We start from the raw sequence: 23,732 nt of genomic DNA on the forward strand, positions 1-23,732 counted from the left end.
CTCAAGGAATTAGCATGCCAACGACAGACACAGCCAAGCGCCAATCCATCATCGATGCCTGCATCCGGATGAACACGATGGGCATCAACCAGGGAACGTCGGGCAATATCAGCATGCGCCACGGGGACGGAATGCTGATCACGCCGACAAGCGTTGCCTATGACCTTATGCGTCCACAGGACATCGTGTTCATGGGCGCCGACGGTTCGGTCGATGGGGCGCTGACGCCGTCCAGCGAATGGCGCTTCCATCTCGACATCTTGCGGGCACGGCCGGAAGTGCAGGCGATCGTCCACGCCCACCCGCCCTATTGCACGATGATCGCCATCATGGGCCGCGCCATTCCGCCGATCCACTACATGGTCGCCGTCGCCGGCGGCAGCAGCATCCGCTGTGCGCCCTATGCGACCTTCGGCACTGCGGAATTGTCGGCCAGCGCGGTCAAGGCGCTGGAAGGCCGCAAGGCCTGCCTTCTCGCGCATCACGGGATGATTGCCGTCGGCACATCGCTCGACAAGGCGATGTGGCTGGCGGTGGAGGTCGAGACGTTGGCGCGCCAGTATCATGGCTGCCTGCAGATCGGCACGCCGCCGCTTCTGTCGGAAGCGGAAATCCAGAATGTTCTCGGCAGGATGGCGAGCTACGGCCATCGCGACGATGTCGACGCGGCCTAGACCATGATCCCGAAAAGTGGAAACCGGTTTTCGGGAAAGATCATGGTCAGCGAAACCGCGTCGGGCGAATGCCGGATCGAACCGGTGAGGTCCTTCAGAGCGGGTTCTGAGGGTTTTTTGAAGGCAAAGTGGAGGAAATAAATGTCCAACGAACAGAGTAGATCACACAGCATTCTCAAGGCGGCAGCCATCGCCCTGGCGGCTGCCTGCAGTTTTCAGTTCGTCATCTCGGCCGCGCAGGCGGAAGAGCTTTCCCTCAAAGGCAAGCGCATCGGCGTTTCCATCGTCGGCACCGATCACTACTGGGACCTGATGGCGTTCCGCGGCATCCAGGACGAGATCAAGGCGCTTGGCGGCGAGGCGATCGCGCTCGACGCCGGTCGCAAGGACCAGCAGCAGATCGCCCAGTTGCAGACGCTGATTGCGCAGAAGCCCGACGCCATCGTCGAAGTGCTTGGCAATCTCGAAGTGCTGAACCCGTGGCTGGCCAAGATCCGCGAGGCCGAGATTCCGCTGTTCACCGTCGATACGGCCACGCCTCATGCGATCAACAACACGACGTCGAACAACTACAATATCGGTGCCGAGATCGCGCTGCAGATGGTCGCCGACATGGGCGGCAAGGGCAACGTACTGGTCTTTAACGGCTTCTACAGCGTGCCGGTCTGCAAGATTCGCTACGACCAGATGAAATATGTGCTGACCTCGTTCCCGGACGTGAAGATCGTCGAGCCGGAGCTGCGCGACGTCATCCCTAACACCGTGCAGGCCGCCTATTCCAACGTCACCGACATGCTGACCAAGTCGCCGGAAAAGGGCTCGCTGAACGCCGTCTGGGCATGCTGGGACGTGCCGCAGATCGGCGCCACCCAGGCCGCCGAAGCTGCCGGCCGGCCGGAGCTGAAGACCTATGGCATCGACGGCAGCCCGGAAGTCATCAAGATGGTGATGGACGAGAACTCGCCGGCCGCCGCCGTCGCCGCCCAGCAGCCCTACGAGATCGGCAAGACCTCGGTGCAGAACGTGGCAAAATTCCTTGCCGGCCAGAAGGTGCCGCCCTTCACCTTCGTGCCCGCGGTGCTTATCAACAAGGAAAACGCCGCCGTCACCGGCAAGCCGTTCCTCGAGGCGGCCGAAAAAGCGGGCGTGAAATAAGGCCTCCCAAGCCTCGTCGCCAGCCGGTACATCAGACATCGGCTGGTTGAGGCCGCGCTGTTTCGATGGCGCGGCCTCATTAGAGCGCCGCGCGTCCAATTGGACGCGCAAAGGACGCTCTAATAGTTTGAATCTGCGCATGATCCTTTCCGGAAACCGATCCCGGTTTCCGGGGTCATGCGCAACATTTTCCGCGCAAGGAGCAGGGGATGACCGTGCAACCCGCAGCAGCTGAAATCGCAATCTCGATGACCGGTATTTCGAAGCGTTTCGGCCCGGTCCAGGCGCTTCACGATGCCGACCTTCAGGTGGCGCGTGGCACGATCCATGGCCTCGTCGGCCAGAACGGCGCCGGCAAGTCGACGATCATCAAGGTGCTGGCCGGCATATTGAAGCCCGACAGCGGCACCATCGCCGTCAATGGCGAGACCGTCGGCCCGCTGACGCCTTCCTCGGTGGAGCGGCTCGGCGTCCACTTCATCCACCAGGATCGCCTGCTGGTGCCGACGGCGACGGTGGGCGAGGCGGTGTTCCTGCGCCATGAACTCGGCTTCGTTCCCTTCGTCAGCCGCCGTTCGATGAACAAGCGCGCCGCCGAACTCTTGAAACGTTATTTCGATCTCGAACTCCCCGTGGGCATCCTTGTGCAGGATCTGACGACGGCGCAGCAGAAGATCGTCCAGATCACCCGCGCGCTGGCGCAGAAGGCATCGGTGCTGGTGCTCGACGAGCCGACCGCGGCACTGGTCAAGCGCGAGGTCGACAGCCTGTTTGCCGTGCTGCGCCGGCTGCGCGACGACGGCATCGCGGTCATCTTCATCTCGCACTACATGCAGGAGATCGAGCAGCTCTGCGACCGCGTCACCGTGATGCGCAACGGCACCGATGTCGGCACCGTCGATCCGGCCGAGACGCCGATCGACGAGATCATCGCCATGATGATCGCGCGCGATGTCGGCGAGATGTTCCCGAAGCGCTCGGTCGAGATCGGCGCGCCGATGCTCGAAGTCTCGCATCTCGGCATGGCCGGCGGTTTCGAGGACATCTCGTTTTCGGTGCGGCGCGGCGAGATCGTCGGGCTGACCGGCCTGCTCGGCTCCGGCGCCAAGGAAATCGTGCAGTGCCTGTTTGGGTTGGAGCGAGCCGAACGCGGCTCGGTCAAGGTCGAGGGCAAGACACTGTCGCTGTCCTCGCCGGTCCACGCCGTCCAGGGCGGTATCGCCATGCTTCCGGAGGACCGCCGCGCCCATGGCGTGGCGATCGACCTGTCGGTGCGCGAGAACATCAGCCTTGCCAGTCTCGGCCGCTACAGCGGCAACGGCTTCGTCAAGCGAGGGCTGGAGAACCAGGCGATCGACGGCCTGATCCGCGAGCTGTCGATCAAGACGCCCGGCCGCGACACGCTGGTGCGCCAGCTCTCCGGCGGCAACCAGCAGAAGGTGGCGATCGCAAAATGGCTGAGCTGCCAGTCGCGCGTTTATATTCTCGATGAACCGACCGTCGCCGTCGATGTCGGGGCCAAGGTCGAGATCTACAATCTGCTGAACCGGCTGGCCGGCGAGGGGGCAGCCATCCTGCTCCTGTCGTCCGACCTGCTCGAACTGGTCGGTGTCTGCGACCGCGTGCTTGTCGTCTATCGCGGCAGGCTGTCGGGCGAATTCTCCGGCGCCGATCTCGACGGCGACAGGCTGCTTGCCGCCTCGTCAGGCGCCCGCGGGCCTAAAGCGGAGGCCTCCTCATGACCGCAACCACGATGAAGTCCACTGTGAAAGCCGCCGGGGCAGGCGCTGCTCCAGGCGAGAAGCAGCCGCGTGTGCAAAACACGGGCAAGCGCATCGGTACGGTCGCAGTGCGCCTCGGCGCCATCGCCACCTTCACGCTCATCCTGGTCTATTTCGCGCTGTTTGCGCCGGGCTTCCTGTCCTCCTTCAACTTCATCAATGTCGTCGAGCAGTCGGCGATCCTTGGCGTGCTGGCCTTCGGCATGGCTGCGGTCATCATCGGCGGCGGCTCGAATGTCACCGAAGGCGGCATCGACCTGTCGATTGCGGCCAATATGGGCCTGTGCGCCGCGGTCTTCGCGACGATGCTGCAAGCGGGTTATCCGGATACGGTCGCGGTCCTCGCGGGGATCGCCTGCGGCGTTGCGGTCGGAGCTTTGAATGCCGTCGCAGTCGTCGGGCTTGGCATCCTGCCGCTGCTGGCGACGCTGGCGGTGATGAACATCGCCGCCGGCGCCGAACTGACGCTGACGCAGAACACGGTGGTCGGCGCGACCTCGCCGCTGCTGGCTTTCCTGGTGTCGGGCAGTTTCCTCGGCATCTCGACACTTGCCTGGTGCCTGATCCTGTTTTCCCTGGTCATACTGGTCTTCATCCACAAGACGGCGTTTGGGCTCAGGCTCTACGCCGTCGGCGGCCACCCGGAAGCGGCGCGCGCCGCCGGCATCAGCGTGCCGCTGCATGTCAGTTTCACCTATCTGTTCTCAGGCCTTTGCGCGGCCATCGCCGGCATCCTTGCCGTCTCCCGGCTCAGCGCCAGCACGCCCGGTTCCGGCGAGATGCTGCTGTCGGTGCTGGCGGCAGCGCTACTCGGCACCGTCTTTTCCCGGCGCCTGGTGCCCACCATCGGCGGCACTCTGCTCAGCGTGTTGTTCATCGGCTTCCTGGCCAACGGCTTCCAGCTCCTCAACGTATCGAGCTACTGGGTCAACGGCGTGCAGGGCGCGCTGATCCTGCTGGTCGTCGCCGTCACTTCATTCGCCCGCGGACCGGAGGCATCACGATGAGCGTTTCGCAAGACACTCGCGCCACCGGCGCGCAGAAGATCGGCAGCTTCATCGCCAGCTACAGCGTGGTCATCACCTTCCTGGCGATCTGCCTGTTCTTTGCCATGGCCAGCCCGACCTTCCTGACCGGAGCGAACCTCTACAACGTGCTGGTCAACAATGTGGTGATGCTCGCCATCGTCGCGCTTGGGCTCACCATCGTCATCTCGTCGGGCGGCATCGACCTGTCGGTCGGTGTCTCGGTCGACATGGCCTCGATGGTGTTCGTCATGCTGCTCGCCGCCGGCTATGGCGGCGTCTTCGGCGTCACCGTCGGGTTGCTGGCGGCCGTCGCCGTCGGCGTGCTCAACGCGATCCTGATCACCAGGCTGAAGATCAGCCCGTTCCTGGCGACGCTCGGCGTGCTGTTCATCGGCCAGAGCACGCAGCAACTGGCGACCAGCGGCGGCCAGCCGATCTACCTGATAACAGGCTATGCCGGCGCCCAGTTCAACGCCATCGCCAGGACCTCGCTGCTGGGCGTCCCGATGCCGGTGCTGGTGCTGGTCGCCTGCATCGTCGTCGTCTACCTCTTGCTGCACCGTTCGGTCTTCGGCCGCGGCGTGCAGGCGATGGGCGCGCAGCCGGGCGTCGCCTGGTATTCGGGCCTGCGCGTGCCGCGCCAGCTCTCGCTGGTCTATATCGGCTGTGCGCTTTTGTGCGGCATCACCGGCATCCTGCTGTCGGCGACGGTCAAATCCTACGTGCCGCTGTCGGGCAACGCCTTCCTGCTCGACGCCATCGGGGCCACCTTCATCGGCACGACGCTCAGCGCCGAACGCCGACCGACCGTGATCGGCACGCTGCTCGGCGTGCTCTTGCTCGCGGTGGTCAAGAACGGCCTGCTGCTCATCGGCTGGAACTTCTACTGGCAGCAGGTCGGCATCGGCGTTCTCGTCTTCCTGGTCCTCGCCGTGAGCTTCGGCTTGCGCCGCGCGCGCCAGTAACCTCCCAGCCTCTTCGTCAAAGGATCTCTCTCCATGCCCAGTTTTGATGTCAGTTCGGTCGGCTTCTACGTGCTCGACATTCTCGGCCGTCCGGTCTCGCGCATCCCGGAAGGCGGCAGGGCGGACTATATCGAGGAGATCCGCATGACTGTCGCCGGCACCGCCGGCGCGACGGGAATGGATTGCGCCATTCTCGGCCTGAAGACACAGGCGGTGACCACACTCGGAACCGACGACATGGGCGACTGGTTCGTCGCCAAGCTTAAGAAATACGGTCTCGATTGCGGTCTTGTGCGCCGCGACGGCTCCGTGCAGACCTCCTCCACCATCCTGCCGGTTCGCCCCAATGGCGAGCGGCCGGCCTTGCATGTGCCGGGCACCGCAATGGTCTTCCGCGTCGCCGACGAGGACCTTGACGCCGCGCTCGATGCGTCGGTCGTCCATGTCGGCGGCACCGGTCTGCTCAAGAGCTTCGACGGGGAGCCGACGGTGCGCCTGCTCAGGCGTGCGAAGGAGCTCGGCCGCACCACCACGTTCGACCTCATCCAGGCGACGCCCGAAACGATCGCCTTCGTCGAGCCGTGCCTGCCCTATATCGACTATTTCGTGCCGAGCATCGACGAAGCCAGCGAAATGGCGCATGAGCACGATCCTGCGGCGGTGGCCGCCTACTTCAAGTCGAGGGGCGTCAAGAACTGTCTCCTCACGCTTGGCGCCGACGGCGTCTATGTCGCGCCGGAAAATGGCAATCCGTTCCATCTGCCAGCCTTCGATATCGAGGTCGTCGACACCACCGGCTGCGGCGACGGTTTCACCGCAGGCATCATCGTCGGCATCACCGAGGGCTGGGACCTCAAACGCTCGACGCGCTTTGCCTCGGCGGTCGCCGCCAAGGTGGCGATGGGGCTCGGCTCGGACGGCAAACTCGTCTCCTTCGACGACACCGTCGCGGCGATGGATTCCCTTCCGGTCAAGGCGCCGGCGCGTTCTTACGCGCACGCTTGATCGCTGCATTTCGAAAGGACACCCCATGAACAATTCAAAAGTCGGCACTGTCGCGCTGGTAACGGGCGCCAGCCGCGGCATCGGCCGGGCGCTGGCGGTCGGGCTGGCAAATTTCGGCTACGATGTCGCGATCACCGACCTGCCTGGGCAGGCGAAGGAGCTCGACGTCACACGCGCGGAGATCGAAGCCGCTGGGCGCAAGGCCTATGTCTACACGATGGATGTCAGCAGCAAGGCTGAAGTCGATGCGACCGCCGCGGCGCTGCTCAGGGATGCCGGCCGGATCGACGTGCTGGTCAACAATGCCGGCATCTTGAAGCCCAGCCTCTTGCAGGATCTCGACGAAGCCTCCTGGGATGCGCATTTCGACGTCAACGCCAAGGGCGTGCTGCTGATGTGCCAGGCGGTGCTGCCGCATATGCGGGCGCGCAAATCCGGCCGCGTCGTCAACATCGCCTCGATTGCCGGTCGTCAGGGCGTCCCGACGCAGGGCCATTACGCCGCAACCAAGGCAACCGTGATCACCCTGACCCGGGTGCTGGCGCAGGAAGTCGGCATGGACGGCGTCACCGTCAACGCCATCTGCCCAGGCATCATCCTGACCGAAATGGGCAAGAACAATCTCGGCAGCGACGAAGCCATCCGGCACTGGGAAGAGGTCGCGGCATTGAAGCGTCTCGGCTATCCCGAGGACATCGTCGGGCCGGTCTGCTTCTTTGCTTCGGAGCAATCGGCCTTCGTCACCGGACAGGCGCTGAACGTCTGCGGCGGCATCTACTTCCACTAAGGCTCTAAGTGTCGGGCCCAAAGGTCCAAGCGAAAAATAATCGAGCGGCTGCGCGATCGGCAGCAGGAGATTTGTCATGTAACTTCGCCACCATGGCGGCCTGCAAGTCGGCGGATCTCAGGCTTCCGGTCTCTGAGACCCTGAGTTGGTACCAGTCATCGGAAAGTGTCCAGCGCGGCTTCTGCTCACGCTGCGGTGGCGATTTGTTCTGGAAGGCGGCGCCGGGCGTGGAGACCTATGTCACGGTCGGGACCCTCGGTCGGCCGGCCGGCCTTCGCCTGAGCGAACATATTTATGTCGGCTCGAAATCCGACTTTTACGACCTGACCGACTGCTTCAGAAACACGAGTGGTAGCATCCGCCAATCCGCCGCACTAGAATCCGTATCACACCAAGATCCGTAAAGGGGAAGCTCCATGACGTCGGACGTGGCAGTTATCGCGGGAGCAGGGCCGGGGCTGAGCGCCTCGCTTGCACGTCTTCTCGCCAAGGAGGGCTTTCGTGTGGTTCTGGCTGCCCGCGACCTCGGCAAGCTGAGCGCGCTGGTCGACGAGACCGGCGCGCTGGCGGTTGAATCGGACGTTGCCGATGTCGCGTCGGTCGAAAACCTGTTCGACATCGCCGACAAGGCCGGTCCGCTATCGCTTGTGGTGTTCAACGCCAGTGGCCGCGCCCGCGGGCCGATAGCCGACCTCGATCCCGAAGCGGTCAGGCAGGCATTGCTGATCGGTGCCTATGGCGGGTTCCTGGTCGGCCAGCAGGCCGCGCGCCGGCTGCTTTCCCGTGGCTCCGGCTCGATCCTGTTCACCGGCGCCACCGCGAGCGTCAAGGGGTTTGCGGGCTCGGCCGGATTTGCGATGCCAAAGTTCGGCCTGCGTGGGCTGGCGCAATCCATGGCCCGCGAACTTGCCCCGAAGAATATCCATGTTGCGCATTTCATCATCGACGGTGCGATCGCGTCGAACGGGCCTGGACAGGCCGGCGAACCCGACCGGCAGGATCGCCGGCTGTCTCCGGACGCGATCGCCGAAACCTATCTTGCAATTCACCGGCAGCATCGCAGCGCCTGGAGCTCGGAGCTCGAACTCAGGCCATGGGTCGAGACTTTCTGAGCCTCGGCCGCTCATAGGCCAAATAACGTCTGTTCGGACGTTATTTGCCTGCCGGTCGGCAAACGCAGCGCTGACTTTCCTCCATTCGCGTCGAGATTGGGTCGGGCGTTGCTTTGATCGCACTGCCCTGCGTGTCACCGTAAGGCGTGATCCACGCCTGAAGCAGAGGAGCTTGACCATGGCCAGGATTGTACCCGTGCTCGATCTCAGCCGTCTTGAACAGGGGGCATCGGAGCGCTGGACCTTTCTATTCGACCTGCGCACCGCGGCCCGCGATGTCGGGTTCTTTTATCTCAGCGGTCATGGAATTTCGGCTGTGGAGATCGACGAGATGCTCGACGCCTCCCGCCGGTTCTTTGCCTTGCCGGAAGCCGACAAGCTGGCCATCGAAATGGTCAAATCCCCGCAATTCCGCGGCTACACGCGCACCGGTGGCGAACTGACCAAGGGCAGGGCGGATTGGCGCGAACAGCTCGACATCGGCGTCGAGCGCCAACCTATCCCGCAAGGCCCGGGTATTCCTGCCTGGACGCGGCTGCAAGGGCCGAACCAATGGCCTTCGGCCCTGCCGGAACTCAAGCCGGCGCTGCTGGCGTGGCAGACTAGGGCGACGGCGGTGGCGATCCGCCTGCTGAAGGCCTTCGCGCTGTCGCTCGACCAGGCCGAGGACGCTTTCGATCCGATCTATAGCGGTGAGCCCAACCATCGCATGAAGATCGTACGCTATCCCGGGGCAACCGGCGACGGCCAGGGCGTCGGCGCACACAAGGATGGCGGTTTCCTGACGCTCCTACTTCAGGACGAGAACGAGGGGCTGCAGGTCGAATATGACGGAAGCTGGGTCAATGCGGATCCGATCCCCGAAACGCTGGTGGTCAATATCGGCGAGCTGCTCGAACTGGCATCGAACGGTTATCTCAGGGCGACAGTTCATCGTGTCGTGACGCCGCCGGCTGGTGTCGAGCGGATTTCCGTTCCCTTTTTCTTCAGCGCCCGGCTCGATGCGACGATCCCGTTGCTCACCTTGCCTGAAGAGCTGGCTGTCGAGGCGCGCGGGCCGGCGAGCGATCCGGACAACCCGCTGTTTCGCGATGTCGGGACCAATGTGCTGAAAAGTCGCATGCGCTCCCATCCCAACGTGGCGAGCCGGCACTATGCCGATCTCCTCGAAACCGGGGCGTCGCCGGTCTGAAGGCACCAGGGCGAATAGAACAGTTCGTCATTTCGCTGGCCGTTTTGTTCGTCGCCTTGACGGCATCGGGGTTCAGGAGCTTCAGCGCGTGTGCCATACGACAGGGTTCGACCAGGGCACGTATTTCCGCGGCGGGCGCTGCCTCTCCGGCCGCACGCAGCGTCCGTTCGTAGCGGGTATGATCTTCGACAGCGTCTTCGAAATCATGACGCGACAGCCGCTCCTTGATCAGCACCTTGCAGACGCGGACGGGACCGGGTTGCGCGAGGCAGCACCAGTGTGGCGAATCCGAAATTCGCATCACATTGGAGCGGCACGTTGTCATTCCCCGCCGGCTTTTGCGATGAAGCTGCGCCAACCGCCATAGGCCGAAATGTCGATCGCCTCCGACAGCCCGGCGGTTTCGACCAGGAAGCCTTTGGCCGATGTTCCGTCATCGAGCTCGATCGTGCCTATGCCGAGCGGCGGCGGGATCGCGGCCACAAATCGTCCGAACGCGTCCGCAGAAAGCCGCCAAACCTCGACATCGACCGCCGCCCCACTGCCATCGGCAACACGCACGAGCCCCGGCTTCGGCACAGATTGACCGGCGAGCGCATAAAGCTGATAGGAGGCGACCGTCTTGGCGACCCTGCTCAACTGCGCGCCTAGCGCGCAGAGCTGGCCGTTGAGCGGCATTCCCGACAAATGCGCGCCGACGACCACGAGCTCGATCATGTCGTCGTCGAAGTCAGGGGTTTTGGCGGCGCAGGCAGGCATTGCCCAGCCGGTCGCGCCAAGGCCGAGACCGCTGACCGCATGGAGTTCGCGGGCGAGCGCCGCCGTCAGGGCGTCCTTGCCGGCGGCGGCCAGCAAGGTGACGCTCATCGGCAAGCCGTCGTCGCGCTTTCCCGTCGGTACGGCGATGCCGCACATATCGAGCAGATTGACGAAATTGGTGTAGGTACCGAGCCGGCTGTTGGTGGCGATCGGATCGGCCAGAACCGCTTCCAGCGAATAATGTGTCGGGGCGGTCGGCACGCAGAAGAGATCGACCGAGGCGATGACCGGCGCCAGCCTGGCCTTGTAGGCCTGCAGCGCATACAGCCCCTTGAAAGCATCCGCCGCGGAAAGCTTTCGCGCCCCGCCGATGATTGTGCGCGTCACCGGATGCATGATCGCTTCGTTCGCCTCCATAAAATCCGCAATCGCCGCATAGCGTTCGGCCACCCAGGCGCCTTCGTAGAGCAGGTTAGCGGTGGCGTAGAAATCGCCGAACGGGATTTCGACCAACCGGCAGCCAAGCTTTTCCAGCGTCCGCAGCGCCGTTTCGAACCCCGCCTGCATCGACGCATCGCCGAAGAATTTCCGATCGGTCGCGGCGGGTATGCCGACAGACAGCGCCGGTGGACGCAGGCCGAGCGGTGGTGCCGCGATGGAGCGTGAGTAGGGATCGGCGTCATCCCTTGCCGCCGCGGCCCTGAAGACGCTGTAGGCGTCATCGACGGTGAGCGCGAAAACGGAGACGCAGTCGAGCGTGCGGCAGGCCGGCACGACGCCGGCGGCCGACAGCGCGCCGACAGTCGGCTTCAGCCCGACAATGTTGTTGAGGCCAGCGGGAATGCGGCCGGAGCCGGCGGTGTCGGTGCCGAGCGCGAAGGCAACGATGCCGCGTGCCGCCGCCACGGCCGAGCCGCACGAGGAGCCGCCCGGCACCAGTTTCGGATCGATGGCGTTCCTTGGGATCGGCCACGGCGTACGAACGCCGACCAGGCCGGTGGCGAATTGGTCGAGATTGGTTTTTCCGACGACCAGCGCACCGGCCGCCCTCAGACGCGCCACGACGGTGGCGTCTTTCGCCGGCAAATAGGCATATTCCGCGCAGCCGGCCGTGGTCGGCATGCCGACAACATCGATGTTGTCCTTGACCGCGAACGGCACGCCCCAGAGGGGCCTTGCCTCGGGATCGAATCCGCCGAGTGCTTCGGCTTCGGCGAACAGCTCCGCCTTGCTCGCCAGATGGATGAAGATGCCGGGATCGTCCGCCTCGGCAATGCGCGCAAACACGGCTTCAATGACGGCTGCAACCGACATGCCGGAGCCATAGGCTGCGTGCAGGCTCCCGATATCAAAGCGGATGTCGCTCATTTGGCCTCGCCCAGAATGACCACCGGCAGATTCCACTGGATCAGCACGACGCAACCGTCTTTCGTCCAGACCGAATGCTCGGTCCCGACTGGGTTCAGGATCACGCTGCCGGCAGTATAGTCGCCATTCTCGTCGCTCTGTATGCCTTCCAGCACGACGATGGTTTCGAGCCCGACATGGCGGTGGCGCGGCACGCCGGCGCCGGGCCGATAGTTCAGGATCGCGACGGACGGTTCCAGCGGTCCGCCCTTGAGCAGCCAATGTACCGTGATGCCTTCGCGAAAATGCTCGAATACCAGATCACGCCAGCCTCCATGGATGAGAGCCGGGTATGCAATGTTAGGCATCGGCAATTCCCTTGAGCACCTGGTCAGTCGTCGCCGTCCAGCCGACGATCGCGCCCTGCGCCCTGATCATGGCAAGCGTGGCCTCCTTGAACTCCGGAAAATAGCTTTCCGTCGCATCCTCAGCGAGCAGGCATTCATAGCCGCGGTCGTTGGCCTCGCGCATTGTCGTCTGCACGCAGACTTCCGTCGTGACGCCGGCGAAGACGAGTTTCTGCACGCCGAGCCGCTTCAGGTCCTCACCGAAGCTTGTCGCGTAGAACGCACCCTTGCCGGGCTTCTCAATGACGATCTCGCCAGGCAAAGGCGCAAGCTCGTCGAGGATCGCCGTTCCCGGCTCGCCGACGATCAGCACGCGGCCCATCGGACCGACATCGCCGATGCGGATCGACGGATTGCCGCGATTGCGCTTGGCCGGGGGCAGGTCCGAAAGGTCGGGCAAGTGGCACTCCATCGTGTGGATCACCGGCAGGCCGGCTGCGCGAAATCCCTCGATCAGTCTCTTCACCGTCGGCACGATCGCCACGACCCGGCCGACGTCGTTGCCGAGGCTGGCGCCGAAGCCGCCCGGCTCGGCGAAATCGCGCTGCATGTCGATGACGACCAGTGCCATCGTCCCTGGCCTGAAGGCAAACGGAAACGGCAGCGCGTCGATCTCCGCCATCAGTGATGTCCTGCCATGTGTTCGCCGATCGTCTGCACGCTCGCCTGCGCGATCGGGGTCTCATAGACCAGCGCGCCGTCGGACATGACGAAGATGCGGTCGGAGAGCTCCAGCAATTCGTCGAGGTCCTCCGACATCAGCAGCACCGCCGCGCCTGCGTTGCGCGCCTTCATGATTCGGGCGCGGATTTCGGCGACGGCGGAGAAGTCGAGGCCGAAGCACGGGTTCGAAACAATCAGCAGATCGACCTCGCCGGTCAATTCGCGGGCGAGCACAGCGCGCTGGACGTTGCCGCCGGAGAGCGAAGAAATCGGCGAGGCGAGCGAGGCCGTCTTGACCTTGAACTGCTCGACCAGGCGGGCACTGAATGTCCTGATGGCACTCATCTTGATCCAGTTGATCGGCTTGCCGGCCTCGTTCAGGTCGAAGGTCCGGAAAGCCATGTTTTCCGCCACCGTCATCCTCGGCGCGCAGGCATTGCGCAACGGTTCCTCCGGGATGAAGCGAACATTGAACGTGCGTGCCTCGGCACGGCTGGCGCCATAGGGCGACCCCTTCACCAGAACGTCGCCGGCATCGCGCGTGCGCTGCCCGGCAAGGACCTCTAGAAACTCCTTCTGGCCGTTGCCGGATATACCGGCGATGCCGACGATCTCGCCGGAGCGCACGCCGAGATCCTCTATGCGGATCGACTTCAGTCCGGTGCGGTCGGGTGCCTTCAATGCTTTCACCTTGAGCACGATCTCGGCGTCCGGCTTCGGGTCGGCGCGGCTGTCGAGGGCGGCGATCGGCTGGTCGCCGATCATCATCGCCGCCATCTGCCTGTGGTCGAGGTCGGCGACGCGACCGGTGCCGGTCAGCCTACCCTTGCGCAGCACGCTGACATCGTCGGCGAACGCCGTCACCTCGTGGAATTTGTGCGAGATCATCAGCACGGTGAGGTCGCCCGCCTTGGTCATGGCGCGCACCAGGCCGAGCACCTCTTGCGCTTCGCCGGGGGTGAGCACCGATGTCGGTTCGTCCAGCACCAGGAAGGAACGGCCGAGATAGAGCTGCTTGACGATCTCCAGCTTCTGCTTCTCGCCGGCGGCAAGCTCGGCCACCTTGACGTCGAGCGGCAGCTTGAACGGCATCCGCTCCATGAACCTGGCGAGCTCGGCGCGCTCCTTGCGCCAGTCGATGACCCCAGGCACTTTTTCGCGCGAGATCACCAGGTTCTCGGCACCGGTGAGCGACGGGACAAGCGTAAAATGCTGGTAGACCATGCCGAGGCCGAGCGCCGAGGCATCCTTCGGACTGGCGATGGCGACCTCGCGGCCATCGACCAGAATGTCGCCGGCGGTCGGATGATAAAAACCCATCATGCATTTGACCAGCGTCGACTTGCCCGCGCCGTTTTCGCCAAGCAGCGCATGGAACGATCCCGCCGGCGCCTTGATCGAGACATCCTCCAGCGCGGTGAAGGCGCCGAAACGCATGGTCATGCCGATCGTCTCGACGCCGACTGCTTTTTTGCCGCGGTCACTCATGATCGAACCTCACGGCAATTGGGCGACGAAGGACGCCGAGTTCGAGACCGCGCCGAACACGCCGCCTTGCATCGTGATCATCTTGATCGCGGCCAGGTGGTTGCCGTAGTCGGTCGCCCCGCAGCAATCCTCCAGCATCACGCATTCGAAGCCGCGATCGTTGGCCTCGCGCATCGTCGTGTGCACGCAGACATCGGTGGTGATACCGGTGAGCACGATGTTTTCGATGCCGCGCTGGTTGAGGATCAGCTCCAGGTCGGTGGCGCAGAACGAGCCCTTTCCTGGCTTGTCGATGATCGGCTCGCCTTCGGCCGGATAGAGGTCGGGGATGATGTCCCAGCCCGGCTCGCCGCGCACCAGGATGCGCCCGCAAGGTCCGGGGTCGCCGATGCCAGCATTGATGCGGCGCGAGCGCCAGCGCTTGTTGGCCGGCAGGTCGGCGAGATCAGGCCGGTGGCCCTCGCGCGTGTGGATGATGGTGTAGCCTTTCGCCCGCATGGCCGACAGCACTGATTTGATCGGCTCGATCGGCGCCCGCACCAGCGAAAGGTCGTAGCCCATATGATCGACATAGCCGCCCGGACCACAGAAATCGGTCTGCATGTCGATAATGATCAGCGCCGTGTTGTCGGGCCGAAGCTCACCATTGTAGGGCCATGGATAGGGGTCGGCGTCGACGTAGCGCTGCGTGACCTCGGCTCTGGCGTTCATTCAGAAAAACTCCAGTCTGGAAACGGTCATTTGGTGATCGACAGTTCGCCCGGCGCGCCGGCGAGCGAACGGCTCGGCGACGAGGTGGCGATCATGATGAGAAGGGTGAGAACGTAGGGTGCGGCGTAGAACAGATAATAGCCTTGCGTGACGCCGACCGATTGCAGTGCCGGCCCCAGCGCGCCGGCCCCGCCGAACAACAGCGCTGCGGCAAAGCAGCCGAGCGGGTTCCAGCGCGCGAAGATAACCAGCGCCACTGCCATCAGTCCCTGGCCCGACGAAATGCCTTCGGTCCAGCTGCCGGGATAATAGAGCGACAGGTAGGCGCCGCCGATGCCGGCCAGCGCACCGCCGATGCCGGTGGCGAGGAGGCGCACCGTGTTCGGGTTGAGGCCCATGGCGCGCGCGGCGTCGGAACTGTCGCCGACCACACGCACGATCAGGCCGGCGCGGGTGTTGCGGAAGGCCCACCACAGGAACACAGCCAGTGCCGCGCCGATCAGGAACAGCACATTGACGTTGAGCGCCGCCTGCACCTGCGGAATATCGGACCATCCGCCAAAGGGGATGGCTGGCAGGTCGGGCGCCGAAGGCTGGATGAACGGTTTGCCGAAGAAGAAGGCGAGACCCGAGCCGAATAGCATCAGGGCGATGCCGATGGCGATGTCGTTGACCTTCGGGAATTTGCAGATCCAGCCGTGGAAGAGGCCGAAGCAGAGACCGGCGAAGGCGGCGGCGATGAGGCCGAGCCATGGCGAGCCGGTGATCACCGCCACGGCATAGGCGGTCATTGCGCCGAAGACCAGCGTGCCTTCGAGGCCGAGATTGATGCGCCCCGAACGCTCCGTGATGGCTTCGCCCAGCGACACGAAGATGAAGGGCGTCGAAACGCGGATGGCGCCGCCCAGCATGGCGAGCGGAACGCCCCAGAGGCCGATCTCGGTTGCATCCATCAGGCAGTCCCCTTCAACAGATCTGGCCCCTTCAAGAGATCGGGCCTCTGCCAGAGGTCGGGATTGAAGGCCTTGAAGCGGCCGTAGAAGGTTTCGCTGAACAGGATGACGACGAAGAGCATTCCCTGCAGCACCAGCACGGTTGCGTCCGGCAGGTCCATGCGGCGCTGAATCAGGCCGCCGGAGGCGTCGATGCCGCCAAGCAGGAAGGCAACCGGAATGATGGCCAGCGGATTGTGGCGGGCGAGGAAGGCAACCAGGATACCGGTATACCCATAGCCGGCGGCGAGCGAGGCGTTGGCGCTGCCTTGCACGGCGGCAACTTCCAGCATGCCGGCAAGGCCGGCGAAGCCGCCGGCCAGCGCGGTGAAGCCGACGATCAGCGGTCCGACCGCAAGTCCCTGCACCTGGGCTGCCCTGACATTGCCGCCGGCGATGCGGGCGGCGAACCCCCAGCGGGTCTTTTCGATCAGCAGCCAGGACAGAATGCAGGCAATGACGCCGACAACCAGGCCCCAATGCACCTCCATGCCCGGAATGTTGCCGATACGGTAGGCGTCCGCCAGCGGCTCCGTCGACGGTTTGTTGAGCGAGGCGGGATCGCGCAGCGTCCCTTCCACCAGATGGTTCATCAGGGCGATGGCGATATAGGCCATCAAAAGGCTCGATATGGTTTCGTTGACGGCACGATAGTGGCGTAGCGCGCCGACGGCACCGATCCAGATGCCGCCGGCGGCCATGCCCGCCACGCCCATGGCAAGAATAGCAAAAAAGGAGGGCGCGCCGCTGGTGGCCACGCCGGTTGCGGCTGCCGCAACACCGCCCAGAACGATCGCGCCTTCGCCGCCGATGACGACGAGGCCGAGCCGGGCCGGCAGCGCCACGCAGAGCGCCGCGAGCAGCAAGGGTGCGGCCCGCGACAGCGAGTTCTGGATCGAGAACCACGAACCGAAGCCGCCGCGCCACATCGTTTCATAGAGCTGGACCGGAGACTTGCCGACAGCCAAGATGAACAGGCTGAACAGGGCCATGCCGACGATCATCGACGCGACCGGGATGACGAAGGCTTCCGCCCGCCGGGCGATCCATTCGAGCGCCGTCAGATGGCCCTTGGCGCCGAGCATCGCCGGTACGCCCGCACTGCTCACCGTGTCTGCCATGGCCCCGTCTCCGATCCGACTTCAGCTGGTCGAGCCGACGACACCCTCGACGAGATAGTCCATGCTCTCCAACTCGATCGCGGTCTCGACGAAGGCCTGGCCCTCGGTTGCGACGACATCGCCCTTGTTGTTCTTCAACGGCCCCTTGATCACCGAAAAGCCGCCCTTCATCATTTCGGCAAGCGTGCCGTCGAACTGCGTGTGCGCCGCCTCGCTGACGGCGGGGCCGAGCGGGCTCATCTTGACGAAGCCGTCGGCCAGGCCGCCGCGCGTGAAATTGGGCAGCGGCTTGCCGGCCACGAGGTCGTCGACGAACATCTTGTAGACTTTCGCCCAGTTCCACTCGGCGCCGGTCAGATATTTCTCGGGCGCCAGCGGGCTCTGATTGGCATGGTAGCCGCAGATGAAGGCGCCGCGTCCCGCCGCCGTTTCGACCACCACCTTCGGGCTGTCGACATGACAGGTGATGACGTCGGCGCCCTGATCGACCAGTGCATTGGTGGCTTCCGCCTCCTTGACCGCCAGCGACCATTCGCCGGTGAAGATCACCTGGCAGGTGATTGCCGGGTCGACCGAGCGTGCGCCGAGCAGAAAGGAATTGATGTTGAGCAGGACCTGCGGAATGGGTTTTGCGGCGACGAAGCCGAGCTTCTTGGTCTTGGTGGCGTGACCGGCGGCGATGCCGTTGAGATACTGGCCCATGCCGATATAGCCGAAATAGGAACCGGCGTTCATCGGATGTTTGTCCTTGTTCCACATGCCGCCGCAATGGCGGAACTGCACGTCGGGGAATTTCGCGCACATGGCCAGCATGTGCGGATCGAAATAGCCGAACGAGGTCGGGAAGATCAGCGAGGCGCCGTCGAGGTTGATCATCGATTCCATTGTCTTCTGGACATCGACCGTCTCGGGGACGTTCTCCTCCTCGACGACGGAGATGCCCTCGATCGCCTTCAATGTGGCGGCACCCTCGGCATGCGCCTGGTTGTAGCCGTAGTCGTCCTTGGGGCCAACATAGATGAAGCCGACGGTAGCGGCCGCGGCGAACGCCCTGCTGATCGGAAATGACGCCGAGGCCAGACCAAGCGCCGCTCCGGCGGCGGAGGTCTTGAGCAGATCGCGGCGGCTAAGCATGAATCTCTCGGTCATGTGAATGCTCCCTTTTGGACCCTTTTCCGGGTCGTTACTTCCCTTCTCATAAAAGTGCATGCAATCGGCGTGCCAGTTTAAAAACTGAAATTTACTCAATGAAATCAGTTGGTGTGCCAGTTCGTCGTGCTCAAGCGAAAGGCAATTGCATACACTTTTTGCCTTGAAAATAGTCAGTTTGACAGGTAGATTAAAATAAAGGCATAGAGGGGCGCGCCCGAGTCGAACTGGCCGGCGAGCCGCTTGCCGCATAGCAGCGAACAGACTGGACGGAGGAGAATTGTCGGGGAAGCGCAGCTTGATCAGGTCGGGTACGACCGTCGATCAGATGGTGAGAGCGATCGGCGACCGGATCGTCACTGGCTTCCTGCGCCCTGGCGAAAAGCTCGACGAGGCCTCGCTGGCTGCCCGCTTCGATGTATCACGCACCCCTGTCAGGGAGGCGCTCGGCCGGCTCAGCGCCATGGGGCTGGTCGAAAGGCGGCCCAACCGCGGCGCCACCGTCGCCGTGGTCACACAGGAGCATCTCGCCTCGATGTTCGAGAGCATGGCGGAGCTTGAAGCGATCTGCGCGCGGTTTTCAGCCGAGCGCATGACCGCCGGCGAGCGCCGCGCGCTCGAGATCGAGCATCAGGCATCGGCGCGTCTTGTGCAGTTGGCGGCGGAGGAGGACTACGAGTATTTCAACACGGAGTTCCACACCCGGCTCTATCGGGGCGCGCACAGCAAGCACATCTATGAACTGACCGTCATGACGCGCAGCCGGCTGGCGCCGTTCCGGCGCGCGCAATTCATGCTTCCGGGCCGTCTCGCCAAATCCTGGCAGGAGCATGACGTCATCGTTACCGCGATCATGCGCGGCGACAGCGCTGCCGCGGGAAAAGCAGCCAAGGATCACGTTTCCATCGTCAGCGAGGCGAGCGCCGTCTTTGCCGCTGTTGACCCGAGGAAGCCGGCGACGGAAGCGATCGGGATGTCTTCCTAGCAATCTCGACAGGCCTTGTCGTGTTGGCGCGTAGCAGACAGTTCCGCAGGGGCAAACTGCCCAATTCGTTGGCGATGCGATGATTTTCGCGTCACTCTCGCGAATGCTGGAAGCCGCGCTGGCCAGCGAATGCCGGGTATCTGGCATAATTCGGCTTTGGCATGCTCCTTGCTTCGTTGATGGCGTGCAGAGCGTCTAGGGTTCCGGCCGCGACAGAGCGGTGCTGGTCCAAGAGATGCGACCGCCAGGGATGCACTGAGGCATCCGGCGGAACACGGCGGGCCAAAATCCCGGGAGAACCCTGCACGGGTTTGCTGGCGCGAACCTCTCCCGGATGCGCGCTCGTGAACCCCAACAAAAGTCCGGACGCTATCCGGATCGCGAACAGGGGTACGCAATGCTTCGCAAGCTGGCCGCAATCATCCTAGCCGCAACACTCAGCCTTCCCATGGTTTCCGCCGCCGGAGCGGCGCCCAAGAAAGACTTCAAGATATGCTGGTCGATCTATGTCGGCTGGATGCCGTGGGGATATCTTGCCGACAGCGGCATCATGAAGAAATGGGCCGACAAACACGGCATCAATGTCGAGATCACCCGCATCAACGACTATGTCGAGAGCATCAACCAGTACACCGCCGGCGGCTTCGACGGCTGTTCGATGACCAACATGGACGCGCTGTCGATCCCCGCAGGCGGCGGCGTCGACACTACCGCCGTGATCATCGGCGACTTCTCCAACGGCAACGATGCCGTGATCCTCAAGGACAAGGCCGCGCTCGCCGACATTGCCGGCCAGAAGGTCAACCTCGTCGAACTCTCCGTTTCGCATTACCTGCTGGCGCGGGCGCTGGATACGGTCAAGCTCGCCGAGAAGGACATCACCGTCGTCAACACCTCCGACGCCGACATGGTCGCCGCCTATGGCACCAGCGACGTCACCTCGGTCGTCACCTGGAACCCGCTGGTTTCCGAGATTGTCGCCATGCCGGGTGCGCACAAGGTGTTCGACTCCTCGCAGATTCCCGGCGAGATCATCGACATGATGGTCGTCAACACCGAGACGCTGAAGGACAATCCAGCATTGGGCAAGGCGCTTGTCGGCGCGTGGTACGAGGCGATGGACCTGATGACCTCGGACACGCCGCAAGGCAAGGCAGCCAAGGAGGAAATGGCCAAGGCGTCCGGTACGGACCTTGCCGGCTTTGACGCGCAGCTCGCCTCGACGGCTATGTTCTTCGACCCCGCCAAGGCGGTAGAGTTCGCCATCGGCGCCGAACTGCCGAAGACGATGGATCTTGTCCGCAACTTCCTGTTCAGCCACGGCATCCTCGGCACCAATGCGACGAGCGTCGACGTGATCGGCATGAGCTTTCCCGACGGATCCACGCTGGGCGACGCCAAGAATATCAAGCTGCGTTTCGATCCAGCCTTCATGGCCGAGGCTGCAACCGCAACGCCCTGACGCAGGCGCGATATGCTGGTCAAGGGAATGAGCGCCATGAATGCAGTCTCCGAGGCTGGCGGGGAGGGCACGCGCCCTTCCCCGCCAAGGCCGAAAGCGCGCCTTCGCATGATCAATGCGAAGGTTTCGCGAGGCGGCGCCTTGTTCCTCGGCGGTTTGCCGTTCTTGTTCGTGGCGATCGCCTACCTGATCGCTTCGGCGCAAAGATTGGCGGTCAATCCTAGCGACAAGCTGCTGCCTTCGCCGGTACAGATGTGGTCGGCCTTTCTCGACCTTGCCACGGTGCCGGACAAGCGCTCCGGCGATCTCATCCTGTGGGTCGACACCTATGCCAGTCTCCTCAGGTTGTTCGCGGGCGTGGGCGTAGCCACGCTCGCAGCACTTTCGCTTGGCGTCGCCATCGGCTTCATTCCGCGGGTGCGGGCCTTCCTGCTGCCCTTCGTCACCGTCGTCTGCGTCATCCCACCATTGGCGCTGCTGCCGATACTGTTCATCGCGCTTGGCCTTGGCGAAACGGCCAAGATCACGCTGATCGCCATCGGCGTCGCGCCGGTGATGGTGCGCGACATTGCCAACCGGGTGATGGAATTGCCGTCCGAACTGGTGGCCAAGGCGCAGACGCTTGGCGGCAACAGCTGGACCATGATTTTGCGACTGGTGCTGCCGCAAGTCATGCCGCGCCTCATCACCTGCGTGCGGCTGGCGCTCGGGCCTGCCTGGCTTTTCCTGATCGCTGCCGAAGCCATCGCCTCGACCGAGGGGCTGGGTTACCGCATCTTCCTCGTCCGCCGCTATCTGTCGATGGACGTCATCCTTCCCTATGTCGCCTGGATCACTCTGCTTGCCGTCATCACCGACTGGCTGCTGGTGCGGCTTTCCCAGGCGGTGTCTCCCTGGGCGCATCCGGTGGAGGCAAGATGAGCCGCATCGTCGTTCACGGGCTGGAAAAGAGCTACGGCGATGCCCGTGTGCTCGAGCGGGTCAACGTCATCGCCGAGGCCGGCGAATTCCTGTCGCTGGTCGGCGCCAGCGGCTGCGGAAAATCGACGTTCCTGCGCATCCTGCTCGGCCAGGAGCAGCAGAGCAGTGGCGTCGTCATCGTCGGCGACGGCCCGATCGTGCCCGAACCGACGCCGCAGCGCGGCATCGTCTTCCAGCGCTATTCGGTGTTTCCGCATCTGACCGCCATTCAGAACCTGCTGCTGGTCGAAGACTTTCGCTCGGGCGGGCCGTTTGGCCGCGTCTTCGGCGCCAGGCGCAGAAACGCCAGGCAAGAGGCTGAAGCCATGCTGGAGCGGGTTGGCCTTGCCCATGCGCGCGACCTTTATCCGGCATCGCTCTCCGGCGGCATGCAGCAGCGGCTGGCGATTGCGCAGACCTTGCTCGGCCGGCCGCAGATCCTGCTTCTCGACGAGCCGTTCGGTGCGCTCGATCCCGGCATCCGCGTCGAGATGCACGAGCTGCTGACCGAGCTCTGGACCGAGCACGGCATGACGGTGGTGATGGTCACCCACGACATCGGCGAGGCCTTCAAGCTCGGCACCCGCGTGCTGGTCTTCGACAAGGTGCGCCACGACCCGCAGTTCCCGTCGGCCTACGGCGCGACGATCACCTACGATTTGAAGCTCGACCGTAAGAACCGGGCTTCTCCCCAAGACGTGGCCAAGGTGGCCGCGATGGTCGGGACGGCCCGGCCGGATAGCGCGATCGCGACGACGGCGTCGCAACGGAGAGCTTGAATGTCCAGAAATATCCCCGAACGCGGCCACCGCCGTGCAGGGCTCGTCGCCCGAGAGGCCAGGGAATGCTTCCACCACCCCGATTTCGACGCCCGCGGCACGCAGGGCTGGAAGTCGATCGAGGCCGAGGGAAAGCTGCCGGAAAGCGGCTGGCGCAAGGAGCAGCAATGGGCGCTCGACATGGGCCTGCCGGGATCGGAGTCGATCGTCGACAAGTCGATCCCGACATTCGCGCGCGGGGAACTGCCGCATTTCGCCGGCATCAACACCTTTCTCAAGGCGCCCTATGTCGAGAATGTCCGCGATGTCGGCAAATATGATGCAGCCGTCATCGGCATTCCTTTCGACAGCGGCACCACCTATAGGCCGGGAACCCGCTTCGGGCCGCAAGGCATCCGCCGCATCTCGGCGCTCTACACGCCGTACAACTACGAGCTCGGCGTCGACCTGCGCGAGCAGATGACGCTGTGCGACGCCGGCGACGTCTTCACCATTCCCGCCAACCTCGAAAAGAGCTTCGACCAGATCACCAAGGGCGTCAGCCATGTCGCCTCGTCCGGCGCGTTGCCGATCATGCTGGGCGGCGACCACTCGATCGGCTTTCCCTGCGTGCGCGGGATCGCCGACGTGACCTCTAAGCGCATCGGCATCATCCATTTCGACCGCCACATCGACATCCAGGAAAAGGATCTCGACGAGCGCATGCATACCACGCCCTGGTATTGGGCGACCAACCTGCCGAATGTTTCGGCGACCAATCTCGTGCAGCTCGGCATCGGTGGCTGGCAGGTTCCCCGCTACGGCGTCGCCGAGGCGAGGAAGCGCGGCACCAATGTGCTCACCATTGCCGACATCGAGCAGATGGGTCTCGAGAAGGCGGCGGAAATCGCGCTAGAACTCGCCTGGAAAGACACTGACGCCGTCTACATCTCCTTCGACGTCGACAGCCTCGATTGCGGTTTCGTTCCCGGCACGGGCTGGCCGGAGCCGGGCGGCTTTTTGCCGCGCGAGGCGCTCAAGCTGCTTGGGCTGGTGACGGCGCCCGGCATTTGCGGACTGGAGGTGGTCGAGGTCTCGCCGCCCTACGACACGTCGGACATCACGGCGCTGTTCGGCGTGCGCGTCGTCGTCGAGGCGCTCGGCTCGATGGTCGCCCACGGCAATCTCGGCAAGCATAAATCCATCATCGACAAACCGGTGAGCTTTTGAC

General features: G+C 63.9%; 23 protein-coding genes and 1 riboswitch. Of the genes, 15 read left to right on the forward strand and 8 right to left on the reverse strand.

What is annotated here, in order from left to right:
- Nucleotides 1-14: 14 nt before the first annotated feature.
- From IQ26_RS03030 to IQ26_RS03075, 10 genes are all read left to right on the forward strand, one after another.
- Nucleotides 15-674: an L-fuculose-phosphate aldolase gene (locus tag IQ26_RS03030; protein ID WP_145713126.1), complete on the forward strand. Its 660-nt coding sequence runs from the start codon at nucleotides 15-17 to the stop codon at nucleotides 672-674.
- Nucleotides 675-815: 141 nt separating this feature from the next.
- Nucleotides 816-1,829: a sugar ABC transporter substrate-binding protein gene (locus tag IQ26_RS03035; RefSeq protein WP_145713128.1), complete on the forward strand. Its 1,014-nt coding sequence runs from the start codon at nucleotides 816-818 to the stop codon at nucleotides 1,827-1,829.
- A 209-nt stretch (nucleotides 1,830-2,038) separates the two neighbouring features.
- Complete coding sequence (locus IQ26_RS03040; RefSeq protein ID WP_240546980.1) at nucleotides 2,039-3,571, forward strand: sugar ABC transporter ATP-binding protein; 1,533 nt, start codon at nucleotides 2,039-2,041, stop codon at nucleotides 3,569-3,571.
- An 11-nt stretch (nucleotides 3,572-3,582) separates the two neighbouring features.
- Nucleotides 3,583-4,617, forward strand: coding sequence for an ABC transporter permease (locus IQ26_RS03045; RefSeq protein ID WP_162457856.1), 1,035 nt, complete (start codon nucleotides 3,583-3,585; stop codon nucleotides 4,615-4,617).
- Nucleotides 4,614-5,603 (forward strand): ABC transporter permease, encoded by a 990-nt coding sequence (locus IQ26_RS03050; protein ID WP_145713137.1) that lies wholly within the window; start codon nucleotides 4,614-4,616, stop codon nucleotides 5,601-5,603. Before IQ26_RS03045 ends, IQ26_RS03050 begins: the two co-directional genes overlap by 4 nt.
- A 33-nt stretch (nucleotides 5,604-5,636) precedes the next feature.
- Nucleotides 5,637-6,608 carry a carbohydrate kinase family protein gene (locus tag IQ26_RS03055; protein WP_145713140.1) on the forward strand — a complete coding sequence of 324 codons (972 nt, stop codon included), beginning with the start codon at nucleotides 5,637-5,639 and terminating at the stop codon, nucleotides 6,606-6,608.
- A gap of 25 nt (nucleotides 6,609-6,633) precedes the next feature.
- On the forward strand, nucleotides 6,634-7,395 hold the full coding sequence (locus IQ26_RS03060; protein WP_145713144.1) for an SDR family NAD(P)-dependent oxidoreductase: 762 nt from the start codon (nucleotides 6,634-6,636) through the stop codon (nucleotides 7,393-7,395).
- Nucleotides 7,396-7,487: 92 nt separating this feature from the next.
- Nucleotides 7,488-7,799, forward strand: a complete 312-nt coding sequence (locus IQ26_RS03065) for a GFA family protein (RefSeq protein ID WP_167522655.1) — start codon at nucleotides 7,488-7,490, stop codon at nucleotides 7,797-7,799.
- Nucleotides 7,800-7,811: 12 nt separating this feature from the next.
- Nucleotides 7,812-8,507, forward strand: a complete 696-nt coding sequence (locus IQ26_RS03070) for an SDR family NAD(P)-dependent oxidoreductase (RefSeq protein ID WP_145713147.1) — start codon at nucleotides 7,812-7,814, stop codon at nucleotides 8,505-8,507.
- 178 nt (nucleotides 8,508-8,685) lie between these two features.
- The gene (locus tag IQ26_RS03075) at nucleotides 8,686-9,699 is read left to right on the forward strand and encodes an isopenicillin N synthase family dioxygenase (protein WP_145713150.1); all 1,014 of its coding nucleotides are present in this window, start codon (nucleotides 8,686-8,688) and stop codon (nucleotides 9,697-9,699) included.
- A gap of 321 nt (nucleotides 9,700-10,020) precedes the next feature.
- Here the strand turns inward: IQ26_RS03075 and atzF are convergent, their stop codons facing one another.
- From atzF to IQ26_RS03115, 8 genes are read right to left on the reverse strand one after another with little or no spacing between them, the layout of a single operon-like run.
- Entirely contained in the window at nucleotides 10,021-11,826 is a 1,806-nt protein-coding gene (atzF, locus tag IQ26_RS03080; protein WP_145713153.1) for an allophanate hydrolase, read from the reverse strand.
- Nucleotides 11,823-12,173, reverse strand: a complete 351-nt coding sequence (locus tag IQ26_RS03085) for a cupin domain-containing protein (RefSeq protein ID WP_145713155.1) — start codon at nucleotides 12,171-12,173, stop codon at nucleotides 11,823-11,825. Before IQ26_RS03085 ends, atzF begins: the two co-directional genes overlap by 4 nt.
- The gene (locus IQ26_RS03090; RefSeq protein WP_145713158.1) at nucleotides 12,166-12,834 is read right to left on the reverse strand and encodes a cysteine hydrolase family protein; all 669 of its coding nucleotides are present in this window, start codon (nucleotides 12,832-12,834) and stop codon (nucleotides 12,166-12,168) included. The genes IQ26_RS03085 and IQ26_RS03090 overlap by 8 nt, the downstream gene beginning before the upstream one ends.
- Entirely contained in the window at nucleotides 12,834-14,363 is a 1,530-nt protein-coding gene (locus IQ26_RS03095; RefSeq protein WP_145713162.1) for an ABC transporter ATP-binding protein, read from the reverse strand. Before IQ26_RS03095 ends, IQ26_RS03090 begins: the two co-directional genes overlap by 1 nt.
- Before the next feature lie 9 nt (nucleotides 14,364-14,372).
- Nucleotides 14,373-15,074 carry a biuret amidohydrolase gene (gene biuH / locus IQ26_RS03100; protein ID WP_145713176.1) on the reverse strand — a complete coding sequence of 234 codons (702 nt, stop codon included), beginning with the start codon at nucleotides 15,072-15,074 and terminating at the stop codon, nucleotides 14,373-14,375.
- Between the two features lie 26 nt (nucleotides 15,075-15,100).
- A complete protein-coding gene (locus IQ26_RS03105; RefSeq protein WP_145713189.1) occupies nucleotides 15,101-16,027 on the reverse strand; it encodes an ABC transporter permease in 927 nt (308 codons plus the stop codon).
- A complete protein-coding gene (locus IQ26_RS03110; RefSeq protein ID WP_240546985.1) occupies nucleotides 16,027-17,151 on the reverse strand; it encodes an ABC transporter permease in 1,125 nt (374 codons plus the stop codon). Before IQ26_RS03110 ends, IQ26_RS03105 begins: the two co-directional genes overlap by 1 nt.
- Nucleotides 17,152-17,208: 57 nt before the next feature.
- The gene (locus IQ26_RS03115) at nucleotides 17,209-18,336 is read right to left on the reverse strand and encodes a BMP family ABC transporter substrate-binding protein (RefSeq protein ID WP_145713222.1); all 1,128 of its coding nucleotides are present in this window, start codon (nucleotides 18,334-18,336) and stop codon (nucleotides 17,209-17,211) included.
- A 298-nt stretch (nucleotides 18,337-18,634) separates the two neighbouring features.
- Here IQ26_RS03115 and IQ26_RS03120 point away from each other — a divergent pair, with 298 nt between their 5' ends.
- From IQ26_RS03120 to IQ26_RS03140, 5 genes are all read left to right on the forward strand, one after another.
- A complete protein-coding gene (locus IQ26_RS03120) occupies nucleotides 18,635-19,321 on the forward strand; it encodes a GntR family transcriptional regulator (protein WP_208760094.1) in 687 nt (228 codons plus the stop codon).
- A 184-nt stretch (nucleotides 19,322-19,505) separates the two neighbouring features.
- Nucleotides 19,506-19,620, forward strand: a riboswitch (guanidine-I (ykkC/yxkD leader).
- Between the two features lie 98 nt (nucleotides 19,621-19,718).
- Nucleotides 19,719-20,783, forward strand: a complete 1,065-nt coding sequence (locus IQ26_RS03125; RefSeq protein ID WP_145713235.1) for a putative urea ABC transporter substrate-binding protein — start codon at nucleotides 19,719-19,721, stop codon at nucleotides 20,781-20,783.
- Between the two features lie 108 nt (nucleotides 20,784-20,891).
- On the forward strand, nucleotides 20,892-21,704 hold the full coding sequence (locus tag IQ26_RS03130) for an ABC transporter permease (protein WP_167522656.1): 813 nt from the start codon (nucleotides 20,892-20,894) through the stop codon (nucleotides 21,702-21,704).
- Nucleotides 21,701-22,522: an ATP-binding cassette domain-containing protein gene (locus IQ26_RS03135; protein ID WP_145713241.1), complete on the forward strand. Its 822-nt coding sequence runs from the start codon at nucleotides 21,701-21,703 to the stop codon at nucleotides 22,520-22,522. The genes IQ26_RS03130 and IQ26_RS03135 overlap by 4 nt, the downstream gene beginning before the upstream one ends.
- Nucleotides 22,523-23,731, forward strand: coding sequence for an agmatinase family protein (locus IQ26_RS03140; RefSeq protein ID WP_145713244.1), 1,209 nt, complete (start codon nucleotides 22,523-22,525; stop codon nucleotides 23,729-23,731). It abuts the gene before it with no gap.
- The last annotated feature ends 1 nt before the right edge of the window (nucleotide 23,732 follow it).

Source organism: Mesorhizobium tianshanense, from assembly GCF_007830515.1.
Classification (GTDB): Bacteria; Pseudomonadota; Alphaproteobacteria; order Rhizobiales; family Rhizobiaceae; genus Mesorhizobium; species Mesorhizobium tianshanense.

Coding starts and splice junctions, on each gene's coding strand:
- IQ26_RS03140 (WP_145713244.1), top strand. CDS start 22,523: ATGTCCAGAAATATCCCCGAACGCGGCCACCGCCGTGCAGGGCTCGTC.
- IQ26_RS03135 (WP_145713241.1), top strand. CDS start 21,701: ATGAGCCGCATCGTCGTTCACGGGCTGGAAAAGAGCTACGGCGATGCC.
- IQ26_RS03045 (WP_162457856.1), top strand. CDS start 3,583: ATGAAGTCCACTGTGAAAGCCGCCGGGGCAGGCGCTGCTCCAGGCGAG.
- atzF (WP_145713153.1), bottom strand. CDS start 11,826: ATGAGCGACATCCGCTTTGATATCGGGAGCCTGCACGCAGCCTATGGC.
- IQ26_RS03030 (WP_145713126.1), top strand. CDS start 15: ATGCCAACGACAGACACAGCCAAGCGCCAATCCATCATCGATGCCTGC.
- biuH (WP_145713176.1), bottom strand. CDS start 15,074: ATGAACGCCAGAGCCGAGGTCACGCAGCGCTACGTCGACGCCGACCCC.
- IQ26_RS03055 (WP_145713140.1), top strand. CDS start 5,637: ATGCCCAGTTTTGATGTCAGTTCGGTCGGCTTCTACGTGCTCGACATT.
- IQ26_RS03125 (WP_145713235.1), top strand. CDS start 19,719: ATGCTTCGCAAGCTGGCCGCAATCATCCTAGCCGCAACACTCAGCCTT.
- IQ26_RS03115 (WP_145713222.1), bottom strand. CDS start 18,336: ATGACCGAGAGATTCATGCTTAGCCGCCGCGATCTGCTCAAGACCTCC.
- IQ26_RS03040 (WP_240546980.1), top strand. CDS start 2,039: ATGACCGTGCAACCCGCAGCAGCTGAAATCGCAATCTCGATGACCGGT.
- IQ26_RS03110 (WP_240546985.1), bottom strand. CDS start 17,151: ATGCTCGGCGCCAAGGGCCATCTGACGGCGCTCGAATGGATCGCCCGG.
- IQ26_RS03060 (WP_145713144.1), top strand. CDS start 6,634: ATGAACAATTCAAAAGTCGGCACTGTCGCGCTGGTAACGGGCGCCAGC.
- IQ26_RS03050 (WP_145713137.1), top strand. CDS start 4,614: ATGAGCGTTTCGCAAGACACTCGCGCCACCGGCGCGCAGAAGATCGGC.
- IQ26_RS03130 (WP_167522656.1), top strand. CDS start 20,892: ATGATCAATGCGAAGGTTTCGCGAGGCGGCGCCTTGTTCCTCGGCGGT.
- IQ26_RS03085 (WP_145713155.1), bottom strand. CDS start 12,173: ATGCCTAACATTGCATACCCGGCTCTCATCCATGGAGGCTGGCGTGAT.
- IQ26_RS03105 (WP_145713189.1), bottom strand. CDS start 16,027: ATGGATGCAACCGAGATCGGCCTCTGGGGCGTTCCGCTCGCCATGCTG.
- IQ26_RS03070 (WP_145713147.1), top strand. CDS start 7,812: ATGACGTCGGACGTGGCAGTTATCGCGGGAGCAGGGCCGGGGCTGAGC.
- IQ26_RS03075 (WP_145713150.1), top strand. CDS start 8,686: ATGGCCAGGATTGTACCCGTGCTCGATCTCAGCCGTCTTGAACAGGGG.
- IQ26_RS03090 (WP_145713158.1), bottom strand. CDS start 12,834: ATGGCGGAGATCGACGCGCTGCCGTTTCCGTTTGCCTTCAGGCCAGGG.
- IQ26_RS03095 (WP_145713162.1), bottom strand. CDS start 14,363: ATGAGTGACCGCGGCAAAAAAGCAGTCGGCGTCGAGACGATCGGCATG.
- IQ26_RS03035 (WP_145713128.1), top strand. CDS start 816: ATGTCCAACGAACAGAGTAGATCACACAGCATTCTCAAGGCGGCAGCC.
- IQ26_RS03065 (WP_167522655.1), top strand. CDS start 7,488: ATGGCGGCCTGCAAGTCGGCGGATCTCAGGCTTCCGGTCTCTGAGACC.